The following is a 21,001-nucleotide window of genomic DNA, read 5'->3' as shown; positions in this document are numbered from 1 at the left end:
GGCCGATTTACCCCAAAAAAATAACAATTAAACTGCATATCATCACTTCTCAGCTTCAATATGCACATTCCTTTTAAAGACTTTTATGAATCTCTATACCCCTAAGTTAATCGTTTTCGTAAATAAATCAAAATAATTTACCCCTCTATTAGACTCTTTCTGAATCATTTTTGGTATTTTAAGCGCGAAAATATTTCGCCTAAATTATGATGCAGAAACAACGAGCAAAAGGTCAGAGAGAGTCTATATTTAATAATGAAGTTGTATCCCGGTTCGAACTTTATAATAGCCTTTTCCTAACCCTTCCGTTTTACAAGATTAAAGACACCGGTACTTTATTACCACTTTTTATTAAGTACTGTGAAGATGGGGTTAATAACCACGACACCCCAGCAGAAATTATTAATGTGTTTTTCAAGAAGTACACGCAGAACCACTCAAACAAAGACATTATTGATCTTCTTTTTCGTTTTATACAATATATAGAGCGTCAGGTTGTATTGTTTGATGCCGTGGAAGATGCTTCATTTAACAAACTAAATGCAGCCGACGAACACAATGCACTGTTATCTTACCTCAAAAAGGGAATAGATAATAAAGCACTGAATGATAAGATTGAAAAGCTGATCGACGAGTTTTCACTTCGTCTTGTATTAACAGCACACCCTACCCAGTTCTATCCTGGCAGCGTACTTTCTATCATAACCGACCTTACTACCGCCATTAAGACCAATGACATCACAACGATCAACCTCTTACTGCAACAGTTAGGAAAAACACCTTTCTTTAACAAAAAATCACCAACACCTGTTGATGAAGCGTTAAGCCTGGCCTGGTATCTTGAAAATGTATTTTACTTTGCAGCAGCAAATATTCAGTCAGAAGTAGATAAAAGTCTGAATGACTATAATCTGCAATCGAAAAAGATCATAGAATTAGGCTTTTGGCCTGGTGGCGACCGTGACGGCAACCCAAATGTACATACCGATTCTACGATACAGGTTTCTAAAATGCTCCGCCAGATCCTATTCCGTTGTTACTACCGCGACTTTAGAAACCTTAAGCGCCGTATTACCTTCAGAGGAGTTGAAGATCCTATTGCAACGGTACAAGATGTGCTCTATAAAAATGCCTTCGATCCAAACATCGCAATGGAGAACATCTCAGACTTTTTAATTGAAAATCTTAATAAGATCCTGACGACATTAAACGAAGACCATGATGGATTATTTGCCGATCTGGCCTCAGACCTGATCCGTAAAGTAGAACTTTACGGCAGTCATTTTGCATCTCTAGACATCAGACAAGACAGTCGTGTGTTAAGAGATGTACACGCTTTCTGCCGTCAAAGTAAACCTATCGTTTCCCTATTCCCCGAAGATTACGACAGCCTTTCCGAAGCAGATAAGATCAAAAACTTATCCTTTAAAAGCGCCAAATTAAACTATACTGAAACTAGTAATCCGCTTGTAGATGATACACTACAAACTATCGCTGAAATCAAACAGATCCAGGAAAGTAGCGGAGAACTGGCTTGTCACCGTTTCATCATTAGCAATTGTCAGCAGGCAAGTGATATTCTTCAGCTTATAGAGCTGTTCCTTTGGAACGGATGGGATGAAAACGATCTGTCAATGGACTTTGTACCACTATTTGAGACAGTACATGACCTTGCTGATGCAGCGGAAATCATGAATACACTATATTCACACCCTTTCTACAAAAAACACCTGAAAAGAAGAGGAAATAAACAGCATATCATGCTAGGTTTCTCTGACAGCACCAAAGATGGCGGCTATTTAATGGCAAACTGGTCGATCTTTAACGCCAAGGTAGCCTTAACAGAAACGGCTAATCAGCATAATATACAACTTGCATTTTTTGATGGCCGTGGTGGCCCACCTTCGCGCGGAGGAGGTAAAACACACAGGTTCTATGCTTCCATGGGTAAGGAAATTGCCAATAAAAACATACAGCTGACCGTGCAGGGACAAACCATAAGTTCACAATATGGTTCAATCGACAGTGCTGAATTCAACATTGAACAACTGATCAATGCAGGGATATCAGCGGGGATCAAAGAAACACACAATATTCTACTCGACCCACTACACAAAAACCTGCTTGATGTAATGGCAAAAGAAAGTTATGAGTCTTTTGTATCCTTGCGTCAGCACCCATTGTTTTTAAGTTATCTGGAGAAATTCTCTCCCCTAACTTTATTGTCGAAGATCACCATCAGCAGCAGACCAGTGAAACGCAATTCCGGCGGAGCATTAAAACTGGAAGACCTCAGGGCAATTAGTTTTGTAACCGCATGGAGTCAGTTGAAACAAAATATTCCCGGCTTTTACGGAATGGGAACTGCCTTAAAAAATCAGGCAGACCAGGGGAACTGGGATAAAGTGGTTAAAACTTATCAGGAATCAGGCTATTTCAAGACAATCATCGACAACTGTATGATGTCTATGAGCAAATCCGATTTTTCTATCACTGCTCATTTCGCAAATGACAAAGAATATGGAGCATTCTGGAAAATGCTGTACGACGAATTTAAGCTCTCTAAGGAGATGTTATTGAAGTTGTCGGGCCACAAGGCCTTAATGGAGAATTACCCTGTCGAGAAGACCTCTATTGCCGTGAGAGAGAAAATTGTTCTCCCTCTTGTACTCATTCAACACTATGCTCTTGAGCAATTGCAAACGGAAATAACCGATGAAGAGCAACAGTCTTATGAAAAACTAGCCATAAGAACGGTGTATGGCATCGTAAATGCAGGCCGAAACCTGGCATAATGAGAACCCGGTGTATATCGGAAATCTCAGTAATAAAAAAGGCGACCCAATTGAGTCGCCTTTTTCATGTAATAACTAAATTAATGTTTATCAATTGAGCCCATTACCTTTTGTCCAAAAGCATTCAATGCATCCTTTTCGAGTGCACCTGCCTTAACACTTTCATGCACTTCAAGTGCACCGCAGATATTGGTAATTAATTCGCCCGCCACATCAATTTCTTCCTCACTTACGCCTCTGAATTCACAAAAAGCTTCTAACACAGTTAAAGTTGCTTCAAGATTTTCAGGCGTATTATTTTGGAATAGCTGTCTTATAACCGGAATCTTCATTATTTTATTTTATTAAATAATTCGCTTAATACTTCTGCTTTGTTCGTTTGAACCTGATCAACCAAGGCTCCACCTTCAAAAGCAGCAAAAGTTGGTAAATTATCAACGTTTGCAAGCTTTCTGGATCCAGGAAGTTTTTCAGCATCCACAATTAAAAAAGCAACATCTTCGTTTTCAGCCGCCAGTTTCTTGAACTTTGGTTTCATGATCCTGCAGTTTCCACACCATGATGCGGCATACTGAACCATCACCTTGTTGTTATCCGCAACATACTGCTGAAGGTTATCTTCTGTTAATTCTAAAAACATATTTTTTTGATTAGTTAGCGCTCAGGTATTCTGCAACGCCAGTTCTGTTAGCACTCATTGCTTCTTTACCTTCTTCCCAGTTAGCAGGGCAAACTTCGCCATGTTTCTGAACGTGAGCATAAGCATCAATTAAGCGCAAATATTCTTTTACATTTCTACCTACTGGCATATCGTTAACGCTCTCATGGAAAACTTTACCAGTTTCATCAATTAAGTAAGTAGCTCTGTAAGTTACATTTGAACCAGTGAATGATTCATTTCCTTCCTCATCATATTCAACATCTTGTTCAACAATACCTAAGATATTAGCTAAATGTCTGTGTGTATCTGCTAAAATAGGATAAGTTACCCCTTCAATACCACCATTATCTTTTGCTGTATTCAACCACGCGAAATGAACTTCGTTGGTATCGCATGAAGCACCAATTACTATTGTATTTCTTTTTTCGAAATCAGGCAATGCAGCCTGAAAAGCGTGTAGTTCAGTTGGGCAAACAAAAGTAAAATCTTTTGGATACCAGAATAATAAAACTTTTTTCTCTTTGCTTACAGCCTCTTCAAATACGTTGATCTTTAAATCGTCGCCCATTTCGGACATTGCATCAATACTAACACTCGGGAATTTTTTACCTACTATTGCCATAATTATTTTTTGTATTTATTGTTCTTTTTTTGACAGTGCAAAGGTAAGGCTATCCCCTTTCAAAAGCAACCAAATTCAAGATATAACACATACTTAATCTTGATACGCATATAGAGCGTATCTATAACAACAAAACAAGAATTAGTTTCCGTCTATGGATTTTTTAACGTTTCTTCAAATAGTTTGTATACCCGCTTGTACTCATCTGTCCAGCTGCTCGGCACGATAAAACCATGATCCTCTACAGGATAAACAGCCAATTCCCAATTATCCTTTCCCAGCTCAATCAGGCGCTGTGACAAGCGGACCACATCCTGAAAGTGAACATTTACATCAACCATACCGTGACACATCAGCAAACTTCCTTTAAATCCTTCAGCAAAATAGATTGGAGAACTTTGTTTATAGGCCTTTTCATCATTAAAAGGCTCATTCAAAATATTTGAAGTGTAACCTTGATTATAATGCGCCCAATCCGTTACCGACCGCAAGGCCGCTCCACTTTTAAAAACATCCCCCTCCTTAAACAGAGCCATCAAAGTAATAAAACCACCGTAAGAACCACCATACAGGCCTACATACTTAGGATTCACACCATATTTATCAACCAGCATCTTCACGCCGTCCACCTGATCTGTCAAGTCCTTTCCTCCCATATGACGATAAATTCCCGTCCTATGGTTTCTTCCATATCCAGAACTAGCGGTATAATCGATATCTATTACCGTATACCCGTTATCAGCCAACAAGTTATTAAACATGTACTCCCGGGAATACTGACTCCACCAATAATGTACATTCTGCAAATATCCCGCACCATGTACAAAAACAACTGCCGGACGATTTGGATGAGGGGTACTCGCCGGATATACCCTCGCATAAACATCATCACCATACCTGTTTTTAAAAACAACCATATCCGGCTCCCGCCAGGGGTACGAATTAAATTCTTTTGATGTAGAACTGGTGATTTTTAGCGCTTTAGCACCGGGCTTATTCGCTTGCAAGTAAAGTTCCCAGGGTTTGTTCATATAGGAGTAATTAAGGGCAAGCCACTTTTCATCCGGCGAAAGCAAAACATCATTTCCGCCTTTCATCGTAGTAAGCTGCTCCAGACCTCCTCCATTAACACCAAGTTTATAAAAATGAGTGACCCCCGGATGCACCTTGTTGGCCTTAAAGTAAAACCATTTCTTATCCTTAGAAAGTTGCAGCTCCTGCACCTCCCAATTACCAGAGGTCAGCTGCTTTTTTTCACCAGTACTTACATTGACAGAATAAATATGAGCATAACCACTTGCCTCACTCCTATAATAAACCCTATCTGCATCCAACCAGCCCAGCTCACCTACTCCCGGTCCACCAATCCAGGCCTCATCCCGCTGCCGATCAATACACACCATTTTTCCCGTTGCAGCATCCAGTTTTAACAACCACAAGTCTTTATTATCCTGTGCCAATGCTATCATTACCGCAGCAGTCCCTTTCTCATTCCAATACGGCCCTGCCAAATCAATACCCCTGTCCGCATTTTTTTGCTTTCGCAAGTCCAGCTCAGCAGGATAATCCTTTACATAATCAGGGAGATCCTTAACACCCGGAATTCCATCAATGCGAACAACATAAACTGTATCTTTACGAACATCATAAACATGGTTCTCTGAAATAGCGAAAGAACTTCCGACTTTAGTCCTGGTAGCCAGATTTTTAGTGTAACCAGATGCAGTAACATAGTTTGGAACAATTGTATTTTTCTTGATTTCCGCCCCTGTACTAAGCTTATAAGAAATATACCCTCCGTCGGGACTAACCACCACATCTCCAAGCTCCTTATCTCCTATAAAAATCTCTTTAGCAATTTGAGTACTATCCCTCTTTCCTTCTTTTAATTTAAGCAAGTCCTGTTCTTTTTTCTGACCTCGGATGATGTCAAATAGCTCAGTTTGCTGTTTTTTTAACCAAGCACCTTGCGGATCAGAAAGGTCTTTGTCTGAAGCGGGCTTAACTCCACGGATAAAGTTCGTCAACTGCTTAAGTTCCGACGTCTTGAAATCAAGTTCAAATACGTTCTCTCCTCTCTGAAAAACCACACACCCGTTCCTTAAAAAGTACGGATTGCTTTCGTAATCAGATGTATTCGTAAGGCGTATATTTTTTTTGCTTTTTACATCATAAAAATAAAGATCTCCTTCTTTTTCGGCTACACCTAATGTCCGGTCTGCATTATATCTGTAAGCAAGACCTACAGCCTTATCTGCTAGCTTTCTGTCTTCCTTTTTTAATTTACCGGAATAAACATCCAATCCATAGAGCTCCGACTTCTCTTTACCTTCTTGATTCCAGTCAAAATAAACAGTTTTACTATCTGCCGCCCATCGATAGCCTGAAGGCGAAACACCAATCCACTTTTGATCACGCATAATTTTCTCAACAGTCAACGGAGCCAGCTGCTGTGCCTTTGCGGACGAGATCAGTAAGCAAGAAAATAAAAAAAATTGTCTCATTAGTATTTCAATTTACCTGATAACCCGACCATTTCTATCAACATTCACATTAAAGGGGCTCATATATTCGTCAACCAAAACCGCAAATTCCCGACGGGTTACCTCTCTATTCAAATCAAAATCCTTCTCAAAATGATACTGCGTTTTCCATTTCTTCTTAACCTCATTTGTTGTATTCTCCAGAGCCTTATTCCCAACCATACAGATCATATTCAAAACGGCACCTAAAGTCATTTTATCCTCTTTATAATCGTCAAACCATATCTGTGCCTTATAATAGAATTCCTTTATAGGTTCTTTTACTTCTGTTGTAGACACCGTCTGTTCGGGCATAAAATTCGCAGTCCCATTTACAAAAACAGCTTTCAAAAAACCTGTTAAGCCTACGTATTGAATCGGACTCCAGTTCTTGTCCCCATGATTTATATCAGCGAAAGGAATTACCGCCAACTTATAATTGATTAATTCCTTCTGAATAGGCTTTAAAACCGCCTGAGAAGTTTTTGTTCTAAAAAAAACAGCATATGCCGCCGTCGCCCCCCCAGCCTGACCTTCAGCCATACTTCCAAACCTTCTATCTAAAGCAATCAGGTTTTCCTGTTCCGGTATCAGAAAATTAAATAATGGGATAAAGTTTGCAGTCGTATTGTTCATCTCATAGCCTCCGCCCACACTCAGGCGATAAAGACTATTCTTGTAATTGAACGCCTGCCACAATTTTGTATCCCTCGAAGACAAGCCTAAAGCATCACTTACATTTCCGCTTGCATCAGCATCAACCATTACCTCTGCTTTAATTGTCCGTCCATCTTCCAATAATACATTCCAGTTATTCCCTGATCTTTTAATCCTTGACCATTTTACACTCCGTATCACAGTAAGATTTTTTACGCTATCTGTCCAGCTTTTAAGCACCGCATTTGCACTGGAACCATCCACGTAAACTTTGCTTGTACTATCCTTGAGCCCACTTGCCAAACGCATCCGCTGCAAAAAATCAGCCTCCAGTCCTGAATTGATATTTTTATCTGGCGGAGAAATAATAAACCCGGATTCCTGAATCAGCATGGTGGTTTTTACCCCCGATACCGCTGATTGAATCCCCGCACCTACTGCGTTACTTCCATTACCAATAACCAGCACACCTGTCTTAATCGTTTGCGCTTCAGCAATCTGTGTAAATACCGAAATAAAGAAAACAATAAATAATCCCTTTTTCATTTTGTATATTTAAATATTGGTCTGCAATATCGATTAAATGACTTTAGTTAATAGACAAATTGATAACAGATAAAATCATTTAACGTATTTTAACAAATTAATCCTGCTTAATACACCATCATGACGCAAACGATCAATTCAGTTTTTGAAGCCCAACAACAATATAAATATACGCTTAGAAACACTAATGCAGCACAAAGAATTAAGAAATTAAAAACTCTAAAAGCCTCAATAGAAAAAAATGAAAGCAGTATTTATAAAGCCTTACAAAATGATTTGCGAAAAAGCCACTTCGAAGCCGCTGTAACCGAAGTAATATTTATTTATGGAGAAATTGACTTTGCAATAAAAAACCTGGGCAAATGGATGAGACCTCGGCGGGTCGGTAAAAGCATGGTGAGCCTGATGGCAAAAAACAGAATCTACTACGAACCAAAAGGGTCCTGCCTTATCATTTCACCATGGAATTATCCTTTTCAGTTGATGATGAGCCCACTGCTATCTGCTATAGCTGCTGGCAACTGCGCTATATTAAAACCGTCCGAATTAAGCCCCTCAACAAGTCAAATAATTAGCAAAATTATAAAAGAATGCTTCGAAGAGCAGGAAATATGTTGTTTTGAAGGCGATGTAACAGTATCTACAACCTTACTGAATTTACCGTTCGACCATATTTTTTTTACCGGAAGCCCAGCTATTGGTAAAATAGTTATGGAAGCCGCAGCCAAACATTTAACATCAGTCACACTCGAACTTGGTGGTAAATCTCCAACCATAATAGACCAAAGTGCAAACATCAGTAACGCCGCTGAAAAAATTGCATGGGGGAAACTTGTCAATGCCGGGCAAACCTGTATCGCTCCTGATTATATTTTGGTCCCGGAACACAAAGAACAAGAATTTATAAAAGCTTACAGTGAAGCTACACAAAGACTATTTTTTAAAAACAACCAGCAAATTAATGAGGACGCTTACGCAAAAATCATCAATCCAAAACACTTTAAGAGAATTGTAGCATTAATTGAAGATGCAACCTCAAAAGGCGCGAAAATATCGTATGGAGGAGAAACACAGGAAGTATCTCAAACTATCAACCCTACACTCCTAACTCAATTGCCTTCAGCGGCAAACATTATGAATGAAGAGATATTTGGTCCGGTTTTACCAATCATCACCTATAAAACCGTCGACGATGCAATTGCGACAGTAAACAGTAAAAGCAAACCCCTGGCTTTATACATCTTTAGTGAAGACAGTAAAAATACACGTCACATCATTAACAATACCTCTGCCGGAGGCACCTGTGTAAATGATGTACTGATCCACATCTCTAATCCAAAACTGCCCTTCGGTGGGGTTAACAGCAGTGGAATGGGGAGTTGTCATGGCATTTTCGGATTCAAAACCTTCTCCCACGAAAGAGCTGTTGTTTTCCAGTCTGCAATGAACATGAGCAGCATGATTTATCCACCCTATGAAGGGAAATCATGGGTGTTAAAATTACTTAAAAAACTGATGTAGCCTAACCGATCCTTACAGAGGTCATTGTCAAAGAACCTCCAACGGCCTTATCATTAAACAAGGAAACACTTTCCCGCTCATTTTGCAGGCCAAGCGTATACATCAGGGGCAAATAGTGCTCCGGTGTAGGGATAGCCAACATAGCTGCGCTACCCAGATTCCGATAACCGGCCAATTGCTGGTGTTCATGATTCATGATCAGGTTCTTGAATTTATCATTCATTTCCAGCGCCCAGTCATACCCACCCCCATTAATCATCTCCCAACTCATCATTCTTAGATTATGAACCATATTGCCGCTTCCTAATATCAAAACGCCCTTTTTTCTCAACTCATAAAGTTCCTTAGCCAGGTTGTAGTGATAGGTCGCGTCTTTAGTATAATCAATACTTAACTGTAAAACAGGAATATTGGCATTTGGATACATATGCCTTACAACAGTCCAGGCGCCATGATCAAGTCCCCAGTCATGATCAAGTCCCACTTCCGCACTATGGATCAGCCCGGCAGTTTCCAAAGCCAGCTTAGGATCCCCCGGCGCAGGATATTGCACATCAAATAAAGCCTGCGGGAAGCCCCCAAAATCATGTATTGTTCTGGGAAAATCCATGGCTGTTACATGCGTCCCTTTAGTAAACCAATGAGCCGAAACAACAACAACGGCTTTAGGCTCTGGAATATCCTTCCCAAGACCAGCCCACGTAACACTGAACTCATTATCCTCGATTCCATTCATTGGTGAACCATGACCAATAAACAAAACCGGCATGAGTGTATCCTGATAGGATAAACCTCCTGTAAAATTGTTGAATTGAGATAAATTTGACATAATAGTAATGTTAACTGGGCCGACTGAAAACAGACAGCCCAGTTGGTCTAATTACTTCGCCTGAGTAAACTCCAGGTTTAAAGTAATTTTAATATCTTTTCCTACACCTGCTCCAGTCGGATCAAACTTAATGTTATAATCCAGACGGTTAACGCTTGTCGTAGCCGTAAAACCTGCCTTTGTATTCCCTTGTTGATCTTTAGCAGTCCCACCATAAGTTACCGCAAACACCACATTTTTAGTGACATCACGGATTGTCAGCTTTCCTGCTAAGGCATAAGTATTTCCTTTAAGCTTTTTGAAAGTTGCACTTTCAAAAGTCATTGCCGGATATTTTTCTGCATTAAAGAAATCATCTGTTTTAAGGTGATTATCTCTCATTTCTACGCCGGTATTAATGCTGTTTACATCTACTGTAAAATTAATTTTCGCATCCGTCAGATCTGCTTTTGAAGCGACAACCGAACCGTCGAATTTCCTAAATGAACCATCAACAAACGATATTCCCATATGTTTCACAGAAAAGTTCACAAATGAATGCATGGGATCTACTGTCCACTTTGTTTGTGCGAACGACGCAACACTGATTGATACCGCAACCAGGAATAAAAATACTTTTTTCATAATCTTTGACTTTATAAGTTACAAACTTATAACGAATCACAGCCTTAATTGTTGATCTATGATAAGAAATTGTATCCTTAACATTTTAAGACGCCTTACCTAATCAGACAGATTTAACTTAACTTAGCCGGGTAATTAAACTGAAAATGAAGAATTATTTTACCATAATGCTTTGTCTGTGCTTTATTTCAGCCTTTTCTGCAAAGCCCAAACATCAATACGTTAAAATCAAAACAGAACAAGGCGAGTGCATTGTTAAACTGTATAATGAAACCCCGCAACATCGTGATAACTTTCTCAAATTAACCGAAAAGGGCACCTATAATGGCACCTTATTTCACAGGGTTATAAAGGATTTCATGATTCAGGGAGGCGATCCAGATTCAAAAACAGCAGTAAAAGGAGCGCTGCTTGGCGAAGGCACAGTTGGTTATACAGTCCCTGCCGAATTCCGCGACAGCCTGTTCCATAAAAAGGGAGTATTGGCAGCAGCCAGAGATAACAACCCTGAGAAAGCCTCCAGTGGAAGCCAGTTTTACCTCGTGCAGGGAAAGAAGTTTAGCGATGAACAATTGGATGCGGTAGAGAAAAACCGTCTGAAATTCAAGATCCCGGAATGGCAAAGAGAAATCTATAAAACAATTGGCGGAACGCCACACCTGGATCGGAATTATACCGTTTACGGAGAAGTGGTTAAAGGTATTGAACTGATCGATCAGATCGCCGCCCTGGAAATAGACGGGAACAACAGGCCTCAAACCGATATAAAAATGACAGTTACGGTGCTGAAACGCCGCGAAGCTAAAAAACTGGAAAAAGAATTCGCTAAACAAGCTAAAGTCTTAACTAAAAAAACGACAACCGTTTAATTTAATAATACAGATGAAGATTATCTCCTATAATGTCAATGGCATTCGCTCTGCTTCTACTAAAAATTTTTTCGGATGGCTGCAAGCCACTGATGCTGATATGATCTGCCTTCAGGAAGTAAAGGCACTCCCTTCACAAATTCCTGAAATTATTGGTTTAATAGAACAACTTGGCTACCATCATTACTGGTTCCCGGCCGAAAAAAAAGGATATAGCGGCGTAGCCATCCTCACACGCATCAAACCAAATCATGTTGAATACGGTTGCGGTGAAGAATGGATCGATAAAGAAGGACGGATTTTAAGGGCAGATTTTGATACTTTTTCCCTGATGAGTTTATACATGCCCTCGGGATCAAGTGGAGATGAAAGGCAAGTTAAAAAATACGAATTCATGCGGTTCTTTGACATCTACATAGCTGAGTTACGCAAAGAAAAACCCAACATGATCATCTCCGGAGATTATAACATTTGCCATACTGCTATTGATATCCATAATCCAAAATCAAATGCAAATTCTTCAGGCTTCCTGCCCGAAGAACGGGAATGGATGGAGTTGTTTTTAAACAATGGCTTTATCGATACCTTCAGACATTTCAACAAGGATCCTCATCATTATACATGGTGGAGCTTCAGAGCAAACTCAAGAGCAAAGAACCTGGGTTGGCGTATTGATTATCACCTGGCCACTCAACCTATGCTGGACAGACTTAAAAACGTAACCATCCTTGCTGATGCGATCCATTCTGACCACTGTCCTGTTTTACTCGAACTAAACGCCTAATCATGTCAGCATTATACATTACCAATATTGGCTGCCTCGTTGGCGCACACCCTACAAACACTTTAATGTTAAGAGGACAAGAGATGCAAACGCTTCCAGTTCTTGAAAACGCGTGGATTTTATGTGAAGATGGAAAAATATCAGACTTTGGGACGATGGCGAATCAGCCCTCTCAGCTCCCAAACCAGGTAATTACACATGATGCCAAAGCGGGCTTTCTGTTCCCCTCCTGGTGTGATTCTCATACGCATATTGTATTTGCCGCATCACGCGAAGAAGAATTTGTGATGAAAATTGATGGCAAAAGCTATGAAGATATTGCCGCCGCAGGTGGAGGGATTTTAAATTCAGCACGAAAACTGCAACTGGCATCAGAAGATACCCTCTTTGAATCTGCAGCTCAACGTCTGGCAGATATGATCAAACAAGGTACGGGTGCCGTTGAAATAAAAAGCGGATATGGACTGAGTACCGAGAGCGAGCTTAAAATGCTTAGGGTTATTCGCCGACTGAAAAACCATTTTACAATCCCGGTAAAAGCCTCCTTTCTTGCTGCACATGCTTACCCTCCCGAATATAAGAACAATCACGAAGGTTATATCCAGCTCATCATTAACGAAATGCTACCCAAAATAGCGGATGAAGGCCTTGCTGATTATATGGACGCATTTTGTGAACAAGGGTTCTTTTCTGTCGAAGATACAGACAGACTGTTACAAGCCGGTGCAAAATATGGCCTAAAACCAAAGATACATGCCAACCAGCTTTCTGTATCGGGAGGTGTACAAATCGGTGTAAAACATCATGCAATATCTGTAGATCACCTGGAAGCAACAGATGATGCCGTTATTGAAAGTTTGAAAACAAGCAATACCATCGCAACGTTATTACCTTCTTGTTCATTCTACATCAATATTCCTTTTGCAAATGCAAGAGGTCTCATGAATGCAAACATTCCCGTTGCCGTAGCTACAGATTATAATCCTGGTTCAACTCCGTCTGGCAATATGAACCTGGTGGTATCACTGGCTTGTATTAAATTAAGAATGCGTCCTGAAGAAGCGATAAACGCAGCAACCATCAATGGAGCGGCGGCTATGGAATTAAGTAACGAGGTAGGCAGTATTGCTAAAGGTAAAACAGCAAATCTTTTTATCACGAGACCAATGCCCTCCCTAGCCTTTCTTCCTTATAGCTTTGGGCAGTCACAAATTGAAACCATAGTGCTAAAGGGCAAAATAAGCTAATGGAAGGACTTAAAATTTACGGAGCAGCGGATCTACCCCAAGCAACAAATCGTCGTGAAGGAGAGCTTAAAATAGGTGAAAAAGCACAGTTTATTTCCAGCCTGCACGAATTGGAACAGTCAACGGCACAATTTGTACTGATTGGCATCCCTGAAGACATAGGTGTCCGTGCCAATCACGGCATTGCTGGTGCCGCATCTGCATGGCACCCGGCACTTAAAGCGCTACTAAATATACAAAGCACGCCATTTTTTGATGGAAAAGAGTTGTTGGTGCTGGGTCATTTTGAATTTTCAAGCTTCCCAGACGCAAACAGTAACATAAACCAATTACAACAAAAAGTAGCAGAAATAGACGATGTCGTTTATCCGGTTATTCAGAAGGTAATTGCTGCCGGAAAAACCCCAATTGTCATTGGCGGTGGACATAACAATGCATACCCTATAATTAAAGGATCATCGTTAGCCTTAAATGCCCCGATTGATGTCATTAACATTGATGCTCATGCCGACCTAAGACCTGCGAACGGCAGACATAGCGGAAATGGATTCAGCTATGCCATAAAAGAAGGCTATTTAACCCGTTATGGCATATTCGGATTACACCAGAATTACAACAACAACGCCATATTACAAACCATCGCAGCAAACCAGCACATCTACCCCGTGTTTTTTGATGATCTGCTTAAAAGTGACCAATCCATTTTTTCAACCTGGGCTCGTCTTTTAAAAAAAACGGGGTCAGCGACCGGATTAGAGTTAGATCTGGATTGTATTGAAAACGTATTGTCCAGCGCAATGAGCCCTTCAGGCTTTCCTTTAAACGAAATCAGAAAGCTTATATTGACCTCAGATAAAAAATTCAAATATTTACACGTTTGCGAAGGCGCTGTTGCTTTAATAGATGGTCGACAGAGTCAAACCACGGCAAAGACCATTGCCTATCTTATAAGCGATTTTATAAAGTCGCAAAAATAAAAGAAGCCGCATCATAATATGACGCGGCTTCTTCATGTATATGTTATTCTAATATTTCAAAACCTTTATTTCTGTACGTCTGTTTGCCTGATGTTCATCCTCACTACATTGAACCCCATTGCTGCAATGATTTAACAAACGGGTTTCTCCATATCCTTTAGCAACCATCCTGCTACGTTCCACTCCTTTACTCACCAGATAATTTACCGCAGCCTCCGCTCTTTGCTGAGACAGACGCAAATTATAAGCATCTTTTCCCCTGCTGTCTGTATGAGATGACAGTTCTATCCTCAGCGTAGGATTTTGCGACATCACATTTACCAGATTATCCAGTATTCTTCCAGCTTCTGGTCTTATATACGACTGATCAAAACCGTAATGAATATTTTTAAGTACAAAAATCGCCCCGGCATCCAGGTTATTTACCCCTAGTTTCAACGTTACATATAGCGTTTTACTTCTATCCAGCCCTTTAGTTGTGACACTTTCAGTTTGAGAAAACTTACCAGCCTGATTGGCTACGATATTATAATCAGATTGCTGTTCAAGCTGATAAACAAACTTTGCTTCTCCATCAGAAATCTGGGTCATGTTACTACTATTCGTTGAATTGGTTAAAACCGTCCCGATACCAGGCAATTTTGAACTGTCATTTGCCCTAACCGTTTCCCCAATTAAAGTAAACCTCGGATCGTCATGATAAATTTCTTTATAGATCACATTACCTGAGTGATCAAAATCGGCAACACCGATCGCCACTGGTTCAGCAGCAATACCATTCTTTATGGCCGTAACCTGATAAATTCCCTTTTCGGCTTTTAAAATACGCTCAGCCTGGCCTTCAGCATTGCTAATAGAAGTATTATCAATATTGTTCCTTGTAATTTTAACCATCACACCGCTAAGCGCCAAACCTGTTTGTTTATCCTTTACAACGACTAATATATCCTTAGGCTGCGCCGCTATAGGTGGAGCAACTGTAGTCGTAGCAGCCGCAGCGGCAACTGCTTTACGTTTGGGCCCAAATGTAAATTTAATTCCCAGACCTACATTAACGGCCTGCACATAAGTTTTTTGAGTAGTAGGAATTTCCTCATAATACGTATTGATGTTTGTAATTGTATTGTTTTTTACAGCCAGCACATCTATTGATGTCAGTGCTTTTTTCACGTCATATTTAGTGATATGGAATTCACTGGAGTCACTGCCAAAGCTTTTACCAAATGTTCTCAAATAATCCGCCTGGGCAAATACACCCCAGTTTTTATTTAACGAATAAGATAAGCGCAATCCACCCAGTCCCATCCATGCTTTTGTAATCCGTTTAGGATTGCTGGTATAATACGTATCAAACATATTTAATGCAGGGCCGACAGCCTGGTTTACATATACAGATTGCTTGTATTGAGGAAATCCCTGAAACAAAACCCCTCCGCGAAGAAAACCTTCCAGATCCAGTTTACCAAAATTAGCTTTGTAAGTTGGTCCTATACTTACGCCGATGTGCTGATAAGAAGCATGATTAACGTAATCAGTCGCAACATAACCATTGTCGAAAAATACTGAATCGAATTTTCTGATATCATGATTCAAAAACCGTGCATCAACCCCAATTCCCCAACTACCTCCTTTAAAATACTGATCAATAGCCAAACCACCAAAATAGCCATTTTTTGCCCGGCCAATCTCATTTTTATACTTTCCGATAGGCATACTAAATCCACCAAAGGCAGAAATCTGTAGCCTACCTCTTTCGTTTTCAACAACGTTCCGCTTTGTTTGCGCCCAGGTAATTCCGGTCAAAAGAACCGCCAGCACCATCAATATTAACTTTTTCATAATTTTCTCCTTTAGTTTACAATCAAACTCTTTGGAGATATATCATGAAGCAACAACATTTGTTACCCCTTATATTCAAATAAATTGGTGGCGAGTAATTTAAAATCGATTAGAACCGATAAACCCTGTCCGGAGTAATACAGCGATCCAGTCTTACATCATGCGCATTTACATCTTCAATACAGTCGACAGGCTCAAAAAAAGACAAGCCGACCTTAAGTGTCTCAATCCCCTGTAAAAATCGATCATAGAATCCCTTTCCATATCCTACACGATAACCCTGCAAATCAAAAGCCAGCATCGGAATCAACACCAGGTCCACATCCCCGGTATGTAGCTCGCCTTTCTCTGGTTCCAGAATATTATAAAGGTTCTTGACAAGGCCATCCTTGCCTCGATACACATAATTCGTCATCAATGCCGTATCGAAGTCCGCTTTCGGAACTATAATCTTAATATCCGGATGACTTGAAACTAACCAATCAATAAACAAAAAGGTATCTGGTTCTTTCTTTTCCGCAATGGGAAGAAAAACATGAATGGTTTTGAAAGACGAAAGTTCAAAAGAAGAAAATAAATTTAGTAACTGTTGACTATAAACCTTCACTTGTTCATCAGAAAGGCTCTTTCTTCGCGTTCCAGCTAATTTTCTAATCTCTGCTTTTGTCATCAAAACAAAGATAACAATTACCAGCTATTTCTTTTTTTATCCGCCCAATTTGTAGTGCTTAAAGAAAAAGTAAATATTTGCTGAAGAGGCCTAGAAACTTTTGCCATAAAGAGCGTAGCGATGCAAAAGATTTTTCAGATAGTATCTATTGATTTTTGTCTTCAAGAATTTGCTTCGCAAAGTTTCAGACTCAGAAGCAAATATTTACTTTTTCCCGCAAAATTTCTCATAAAAAAAGATGGCTTCGGGAACCACTCCGAAGCCACAATCAACCTAAACCTAAAACTAAACTATGAAAATTCTTATTTTACTCTTTCAACATAGTCACCAGTGCGCGTATCAACCTTAACTTTATCGCCCTGGTTGATAAACATCGGGACTTTTATTTCTACTCCTGTCTCTACCGTTGCATATTTCAATGCGTTTGTAGAAGTATCGCCTTTAACTGCGGGCTCCGAGTAGGTTATTTCTAATTCTACATGTGAAGGTGTCTGTGCCATGATCGGCTCGTCACTTTCAAATGCAATGATTACATTCATTCCTTCTTTCAGGAAGCGAATACTTTTACCGAATAACATCTTTGGAATGTTGAACTGTTCGAAAGTATTGTTATCCATCACTACCAGTGCATCACCATCTTCATACAAATACTGGTAATCGCTGGTTTCAACACGGCAAATCTCAACCTCTTCATCAACACGGAACCTATATTCTACCAGTTTCCCGGTTTTAACGTTCCGCATCTTTGCTTGATAAAAGGCCCGTAAATTTCCTGGCGTACGGTGTAGAAACTCCTCTACTTGTACCAATTCTCCGTTAAAACGAAGGATATTTCCACTTTTTACTTCTGATGCTTTTGCCATTTCATTTTGAAATTAAGCCTAAACTTTCGGCCTTTTTTCGTGCCGCAAAGGTAAAGACTATTTTTGAATCTCACAATAGTAATTTAAAAATATTTTCACAAAGGTATTTTAAACTTCAAAAAGCCCCTTTTACCCTGTTTTCAAATATAAAATTTAGTTATTTATAATCCGTCAAATGAACAAAATGGTTACAAAAGGAATACTCAGATTCTTGATTCGACCCAATAATTAACATTCTTTTTGCCGAAAAACGCTCGATCAGTTGAAGATACCAGGCCATCCCCTGTTTATCCAGATTGGATGTCGGCTCATCCAGTAAAAGAATAGGAGTAGCAGCACAACACGCTAATGCGAGTTTAGTACGCTGCTTCATTCCTGAAGAAAAGTATTTTAAAGCTTTATCCTGCGACTTTGCAAGCCCAAGCAGGTCCAGCACCGATTCCGCATCCATCCCTTCGTAAAACGCTTTAAATTTAAAATGGAACCGGATGGTCTCCTGAAGCGTGAACTCTTCAATCAGATCCAGATAAGGCGCGGCAAAACTAATAGATTTATAAATCTCCTCCACCTGGATCTCCGCACCCGAATGATACCGAAGCACGCCCTCTGAAGGAGATAAATTACCATGCAAAACACTTAGCAAAGTTGATTTACCGGAGCCATTAGGCCCTAAAACCGCGTATTTCTCTTCAGGAAGAAACTCATAGTCTACATTCCTGAAAATCCATTCCTGGTTAAACCGCCTCCCAACATTCGCTAAGCTAATCGTCATTTAAAGCGAATTAACTTCCTGACCCAAAGCCTTTCATTACGCCACGGTTAGAATTTCTGATGAAATCTACAATCTCATCACGAATCTCTGTAGGCTTAAATTCTGCTTCTATCATATCCAGGGCCTTGGTTACGTTATTGTGTTTTACAAATAAAACCCTGTAAATTTCTTGTATTTCATTGATCTTTTCAGAAGAGAAGCCTCTTCTCCTTAAACCAACTGAATTGATTCCGGCGTAAGACAAAGGCTCCCTTGCGGCTTTCACATACGGCGGTACATCCTTTCTCACCAATGAACCACCCGTTACAAACGCATGCGAACCTACTTTTACAAACTGGTGGATCGCTACCAGCCCCGCCAGCACCACATAGTTTCCAATAGTAATGTGGCCTGCTAGCGTCGTACTGTTAGAGAAAATACAATAATCTCCAACCTCACAATCGTGCGCAATGTGAGAATAAGCCTGGATAAGGCAATTGCTGCCAATAACAGTTTTCCACTTATCCTTTGTGCCCCTGTTGATGGTTACACACTCCCTAATGGTTGTATTGTCACCAATTTCAGCAGTTGTTACCTCTCCTGCGAACTTCAGATCCTGAGGTACGCCCGAAATTACTGACCCTGGAAATACCCTGCAGTTCTTCCCAATCCTGGCTCCGTCCATAATCACAACATTAGAGCCAATCCAGGTACCCTCACCTATTTCAACATCTTTATGAATTACAGCAAAAGGTTCAATAACCACATTATCGGCTATTTTCGCCTGCGGATGTATATATGCTAAGGGTTGTATCATGTAGTTTCGTTTTCTTTTACTTTTACGATTTGGGCCATCATCTCTGCTTCAACCACCACTTTTCCGCCGACCATTCCAACACCTTTCATCTGCGCGATGCCTCTTCTGATTGGCTCCATTAAATCGCATCTGAAAACTATGGTGTCACCAGGAGCAACCTGCGCTCTAAACCGAACATTATCAATCTTCAAAAACAAAGTAAGATAATTTCTAGGATCTGGGACCGTACTCAATACAAGAATCCCCCCGGTCTGAGCCATCGCCTCAATCTGGATTACACCAGGGAAAACAGGTGCACCAGGAAAATGACCTTTAAAAAATTCCTCATTCATGGTTACATTTTTCACACCAACAACATGAGTTTTACTCAATTCCAAGATCTTGTCGATAAACAAAAACGGCTGACGGTGAGGAAGAATGTCCATAATCTGAACAATATCATATAGCGGTTTCACATTTGTGTCATACACATGATGAACCTTTTTATTTTTTTCTTTTTTTATGGCAGCTTTAATCTTTTTAGCAAAGGCTACATTGGCCGCATGCCCAGGTCTTGCCGCCATAATATGTCCTTTCAAATGAACACCAACAAGTGCAAGATCACCAATCATATCCAGCAACTTATGTCTTGCCGGCTCATTCTGATGCCTAAGCTCCATGTTGTTCAATATTCCCTGAGGAGCAACTTCTATGGCTGTACGCTTAAATATTTTAGCAAGGTGGTCTAATTCCTCCTTGGTTACTTCTTTATCTACAATAACAATCGCATTATTTAAATCACCTCCTTTAATCAGGTTATTTTGCAATTGATATTCCAATTCATGTAAAAAACAGAAAGTCCTGCAAGAAGCAATCTCCTTCTTAAATTCAGCAATACTTGATATTCCGGCATGCTGACTCCCTAAAACAGGCGAATTATAGTCGATCATACAAGTAAATCTATAATCGTCTAAAGGCATTGCAACAATTTCAACCTTTCTATCTGGCTCGGTATAAGTGATGTTATGAGGAATTTGAAAATATTCCCTATCCTGACTTTGCAACTGTACACCTGCAATTTCCAGCGCATCAAGAAACTGAATGGCACTTCCATCCATAATAGGTGTTTCCGGCCCATCAAGCTTCATCAGCACGTTATCCAAATCCATCCCCACCAAAGAGGCCATAACATGCTCTACTGTACTTACACTGGCCCCATTTTGTGTAATAGTGGTTCCTCTTGCGGTATCAGTAACATTATCACAATCTGCATCTACAATAGGACTACCCGGAAGGTCGACTCTCTGAAATTTAAAACCGTGATTTTCCGGTGCCGGACAAAATGTGAGCGTAACATTTGCTCCGGTATGCAGACCAACGCCTTGTACCGAAACTTCATTCTTTATGGTCTTTTGTTTAACGTTCATT

The 21,001-nt window shown here is 40.1% G+C and carries 19 protein-coding genes; 6 read left to right on the top strand and 13 right to left on the bottom strand.

Annotated features, from left to right (window positions below; genetic code table 11):
* The first annotated feature begins 206 nt into the window (after positions 1-206).
* Positions 207-2,795, top strand: a complete 2,589-nt coding sequence (locus tag R2Q84_RS12170) for a phosphoenolpyruvate carboxylase (RefSeq protein WP_316816815.1) — start codon at positions 207-209, stop codon at positions 2,793-2,795.
* Positions 2,796-2,875: 80 nt separating this feature from the next.
* Here R2Q84_RS12170 and R2Q84_RS12165 read toward each other — a convergent pair whose 3' ends face one another.
* The 5 genes from R2Q84_RS12165 to R2Q84_RS12145 form a co-directional block, all read right to left on the bottom strand.
* Complete coding sequence (locus tag R2Q84_RS12165; protein ID WP_316816814.1) at positions 2,876-3,127, bottom strand: DUF6952 family protein; 252 nt, start codon at positions 3,125-3,127, stop codon at positions 2,876-2,878.
* Complete coding sequence (locus tag R2Q84_RS12160; protein WP_316816813.1) at positions 3,127-3,435, bottom strand: thioredoxin family protein; 309 nt, start codon at positions 3,433-3,435, stop codon at positions 3,127-3,129. Before R2Q84_RS12160 ends, R2Q84_RS12165 begins: the two co-directional genes overlap by 1 nt.
* 10 nt (positions 3,436-3,445) lie before the next feature.
* Positions 3,446-4,078 carry a peroxiredoxin gene (locus R2Q84_RS12155; RefSeq protein WP_316816812.1) on the bottom strand — a complete coding sequence of 211 codons (633 nt, stop codon included), beginning with the start codon at positions 4,076-4,078 and terminating at the stop codon, positions 3,446-3,448.
* 152 nt (positions 4,079-4,230) lie between these two features.
* Positions 4,231-6,582 carry a prolyl oligopeptidase family serine peptidase gene (locus R2Q84_RS12150; protein ID WP_316816811.1) on the bottom strand — a complete coding sequence of 784 codons (2,352 nt, stop codon included), beginning with the start codon at positions 6,580-6,582 and terminating at the stop codon, positions 4,231-4,233.
* 12 nt (positions 6,583-6,594) lie between these two features.
* Entirely contained in the window at positions 6,595-7,803 is a 1,209-nt protein-coding gene (locus R2Q84_RS12145; RefSeq protein WP_316816810.1) for an FAD-dependent oxidoreductase, read from the bottom strand.
* Positions 7,804-7,923: 120 nt separating this feature from the next.
* Between R2Q84_RS12145 and R2Q84_RS12140 the strand changes: the two genes are divergently transcribed.
* Positions 7,924-9,324: an aldehyde dehydrogenase family protein gene (locus R2Q84_RS12140; protein ID WP_316816809.1), complete on the top strand. Its 1,401-nt coding sequence runs from the start codon at positions 7,924-7,926 to the stop codon at positions 9,322-9,324.
* Between the two features lies 1 nt (position 9,325).
* Here R2Q84_RS12140 and ygiD read toward each other — a convergent pair whose 3' ends face one another.
* Both ygiD and R2Q84_RS12130 read right to left on the bottom strand, forming a co-directional pair.
* Complete coding sequence (ygiD, locus tag R2Q84_RS12135) at positions 9,326-10,153, bottom strand: 4,5-DOPA dioxygenase extradiol (RefSeq protein ID WP_316816808.1); 828 nt, start codon at positions 10,151-10,153, stop codon at positions 9,326-9,328.
* Positions 10,154-10,204: 51 nt separating this feature from the next.
* Positions 10,205-10,777 carry a YceI family protein gene (locus R2Q84_RS12130; protein ID WP_316816807.1) on the bottom strand — a complete coding sequence of 191 codons (573 nt, stop codon included), beginning with the start codon at positions 10,775-10,777 and terminating at the stop codon, positions 10,205-10,207.
* Between the two features lie 146 nt (positions 10,778-10,923).
* Here R2Q84_RS12130 and R2Q84_RS12125 point away from each other — a divergent pair, with 146 nt between their 5' ends.
* From R2Q84_RS12125 to R2Q84_RS12110, 4 genes are read left to right on the top strand one after another with little or no spacing between them, the layout of a single operon-like run.
* A complete protein-coding gene (locus R2Q84_RS12125; RefSeq protein WP_316816806.1) occupies positions 10,924-11,646 on the top strand; it encodes a peptidylprolyl isomerase in 723 nt (240 codons plus the stop codon).
* Between the two features lie 13 nt (positions 11,647-11,659).
* Positions 11,660-12,430, top strand: a complete 771-nt coding sequence (locus R2Q84_RS12120) for an exodeoxyribonuclease III (RefSeq protein WP_316816805.1) — start codon at positions 11,660-11,662, stop codon at positions 12,428-12,430.
* 2 nt (positions 12,431-12,432) lie between these two features.
* Complete coding sequence (gene hutI, locus R2Q84_RS12115) at positions 12,433-13,677, top strand: imidazolonepropionase (protein ID WP_316816804.1); 1,245 nt, start codon at positions 12,433-12,435, stop codon at positions 13,675-13,677.
* Positions 13,677-14,654, top strand: a complete 978-nt coding sequence (locus R2Q84_RS12110) for a formimidoylglutamase (RefSeq protein ID WP_316816803.1) — start codon at positions 13,677-13,679, stop codon at positions 14,652-14,654. The genes hutI and R2Q84_RS12110 overlap by 1 nt, the downstream gene beginning before the upstream one ends.
* Before the next feature lie 48 nt (positions 14,655-14,702).
* Here the strand turns inward: R2Q84_RS12110 and R2Q84_RS12105 are convergent, their stop codons facing one another.
* From R2Q84_RS12105 to R2Q84_RS12080, 6 genes are all read right to left on the bottom strand, one after another.
* Positions 14,703-16,493, bottom strand: coding sequence for an OmpA family protein (locus R2Q84_RS12105; protein ID WP_316816802.1), 1,791 nt, complete (start codon positions 16,491-16,493; stop codon positions 14,703-14,705).
* Between the two features lie 109 nt (positions 16,494-16,602).
* Positions 16,603-17,163, bottom strand: coding sequence for a 5-formyltetrahydrofolate cyclo-ligase (locus R2Q84_RS12100; RefSeq protein WP_316816801.1), 561 nt, complete (start codon positions 17,161-17,163; stop codon positions 16,603-16,605).
* A 302-nt stretch (positions 17,164-17,465) separates the two neighbouring features.
* Complete coding sequence (gene efp, locus R2Q84_RS12095) at positions 17,466-18,026, bottom strand: elongation factor P (RefSeq protein WP_316816800.1); 561 nt, start codon at positions 18,024-18,026, stop codon at positions 17,466-17,468.
* Positions 18,027-18,183: 157 nt separating this feature from the next.
* Positions 18,184-18,798: an ATP-binding cassette domain-containing protein gene (locus R2Q84_RS12090; RefSeq protein WP_316816799.1), complete on the bottom strand. Its 615-nt coding sequence runs from the start codon at positions 18,796-18,798 to the stop codon at positions 18,184-18,186.
* A gap of 10 nt (positions 18,799-18,808) precedes the next feature.
* Positions 18,809-19,594: an acyl-ACP--UDP-N-acetylglucosamine O-acyltransferase gene (gene lpxA, locus R2Q84_RS12085; protein WP_084238270.1), complete on the bottom strand. Its 786-nt coding sequence runs from the start codon at positions 19,592-19,594 to the stop codon at positions 18,809-18,811.
* Complete coding sequence (locus tag R2Q84_RS12080) at positions 19,591-21,000, bottom strand: bifunctional UDP-3-O-[3-hydroxymyristoyl] N-acetylglucosamine deacetylase/3-hydroxyacyl-ACP dehydratase (RefSeq protein WP_316816798.1); 1,410 nt, start codon at positions 20,998-21,000, stop codon at positions 19,591-19,593. The genes lpxA and R2Q84_RS12080 overlap by 4 nt, the downstream gene beginning before the upstream one ends.
* Position 21,001 lies beyond the last annotated feature (1 nt).

Origin of the sequence: Pedobacter nyackensis (genome assembly GCF_032678475.1) — a bacterium.
GTDB lineage: Bacteria > Bacteroidota > Bacteroidia > Sphingobacteriales > Sphingobacteriaceae > Pedobacter > Pedobacter nyackensis_A.
This window is presented reverse-complemented; position numbering and strand designations above follow the sequence as displayed.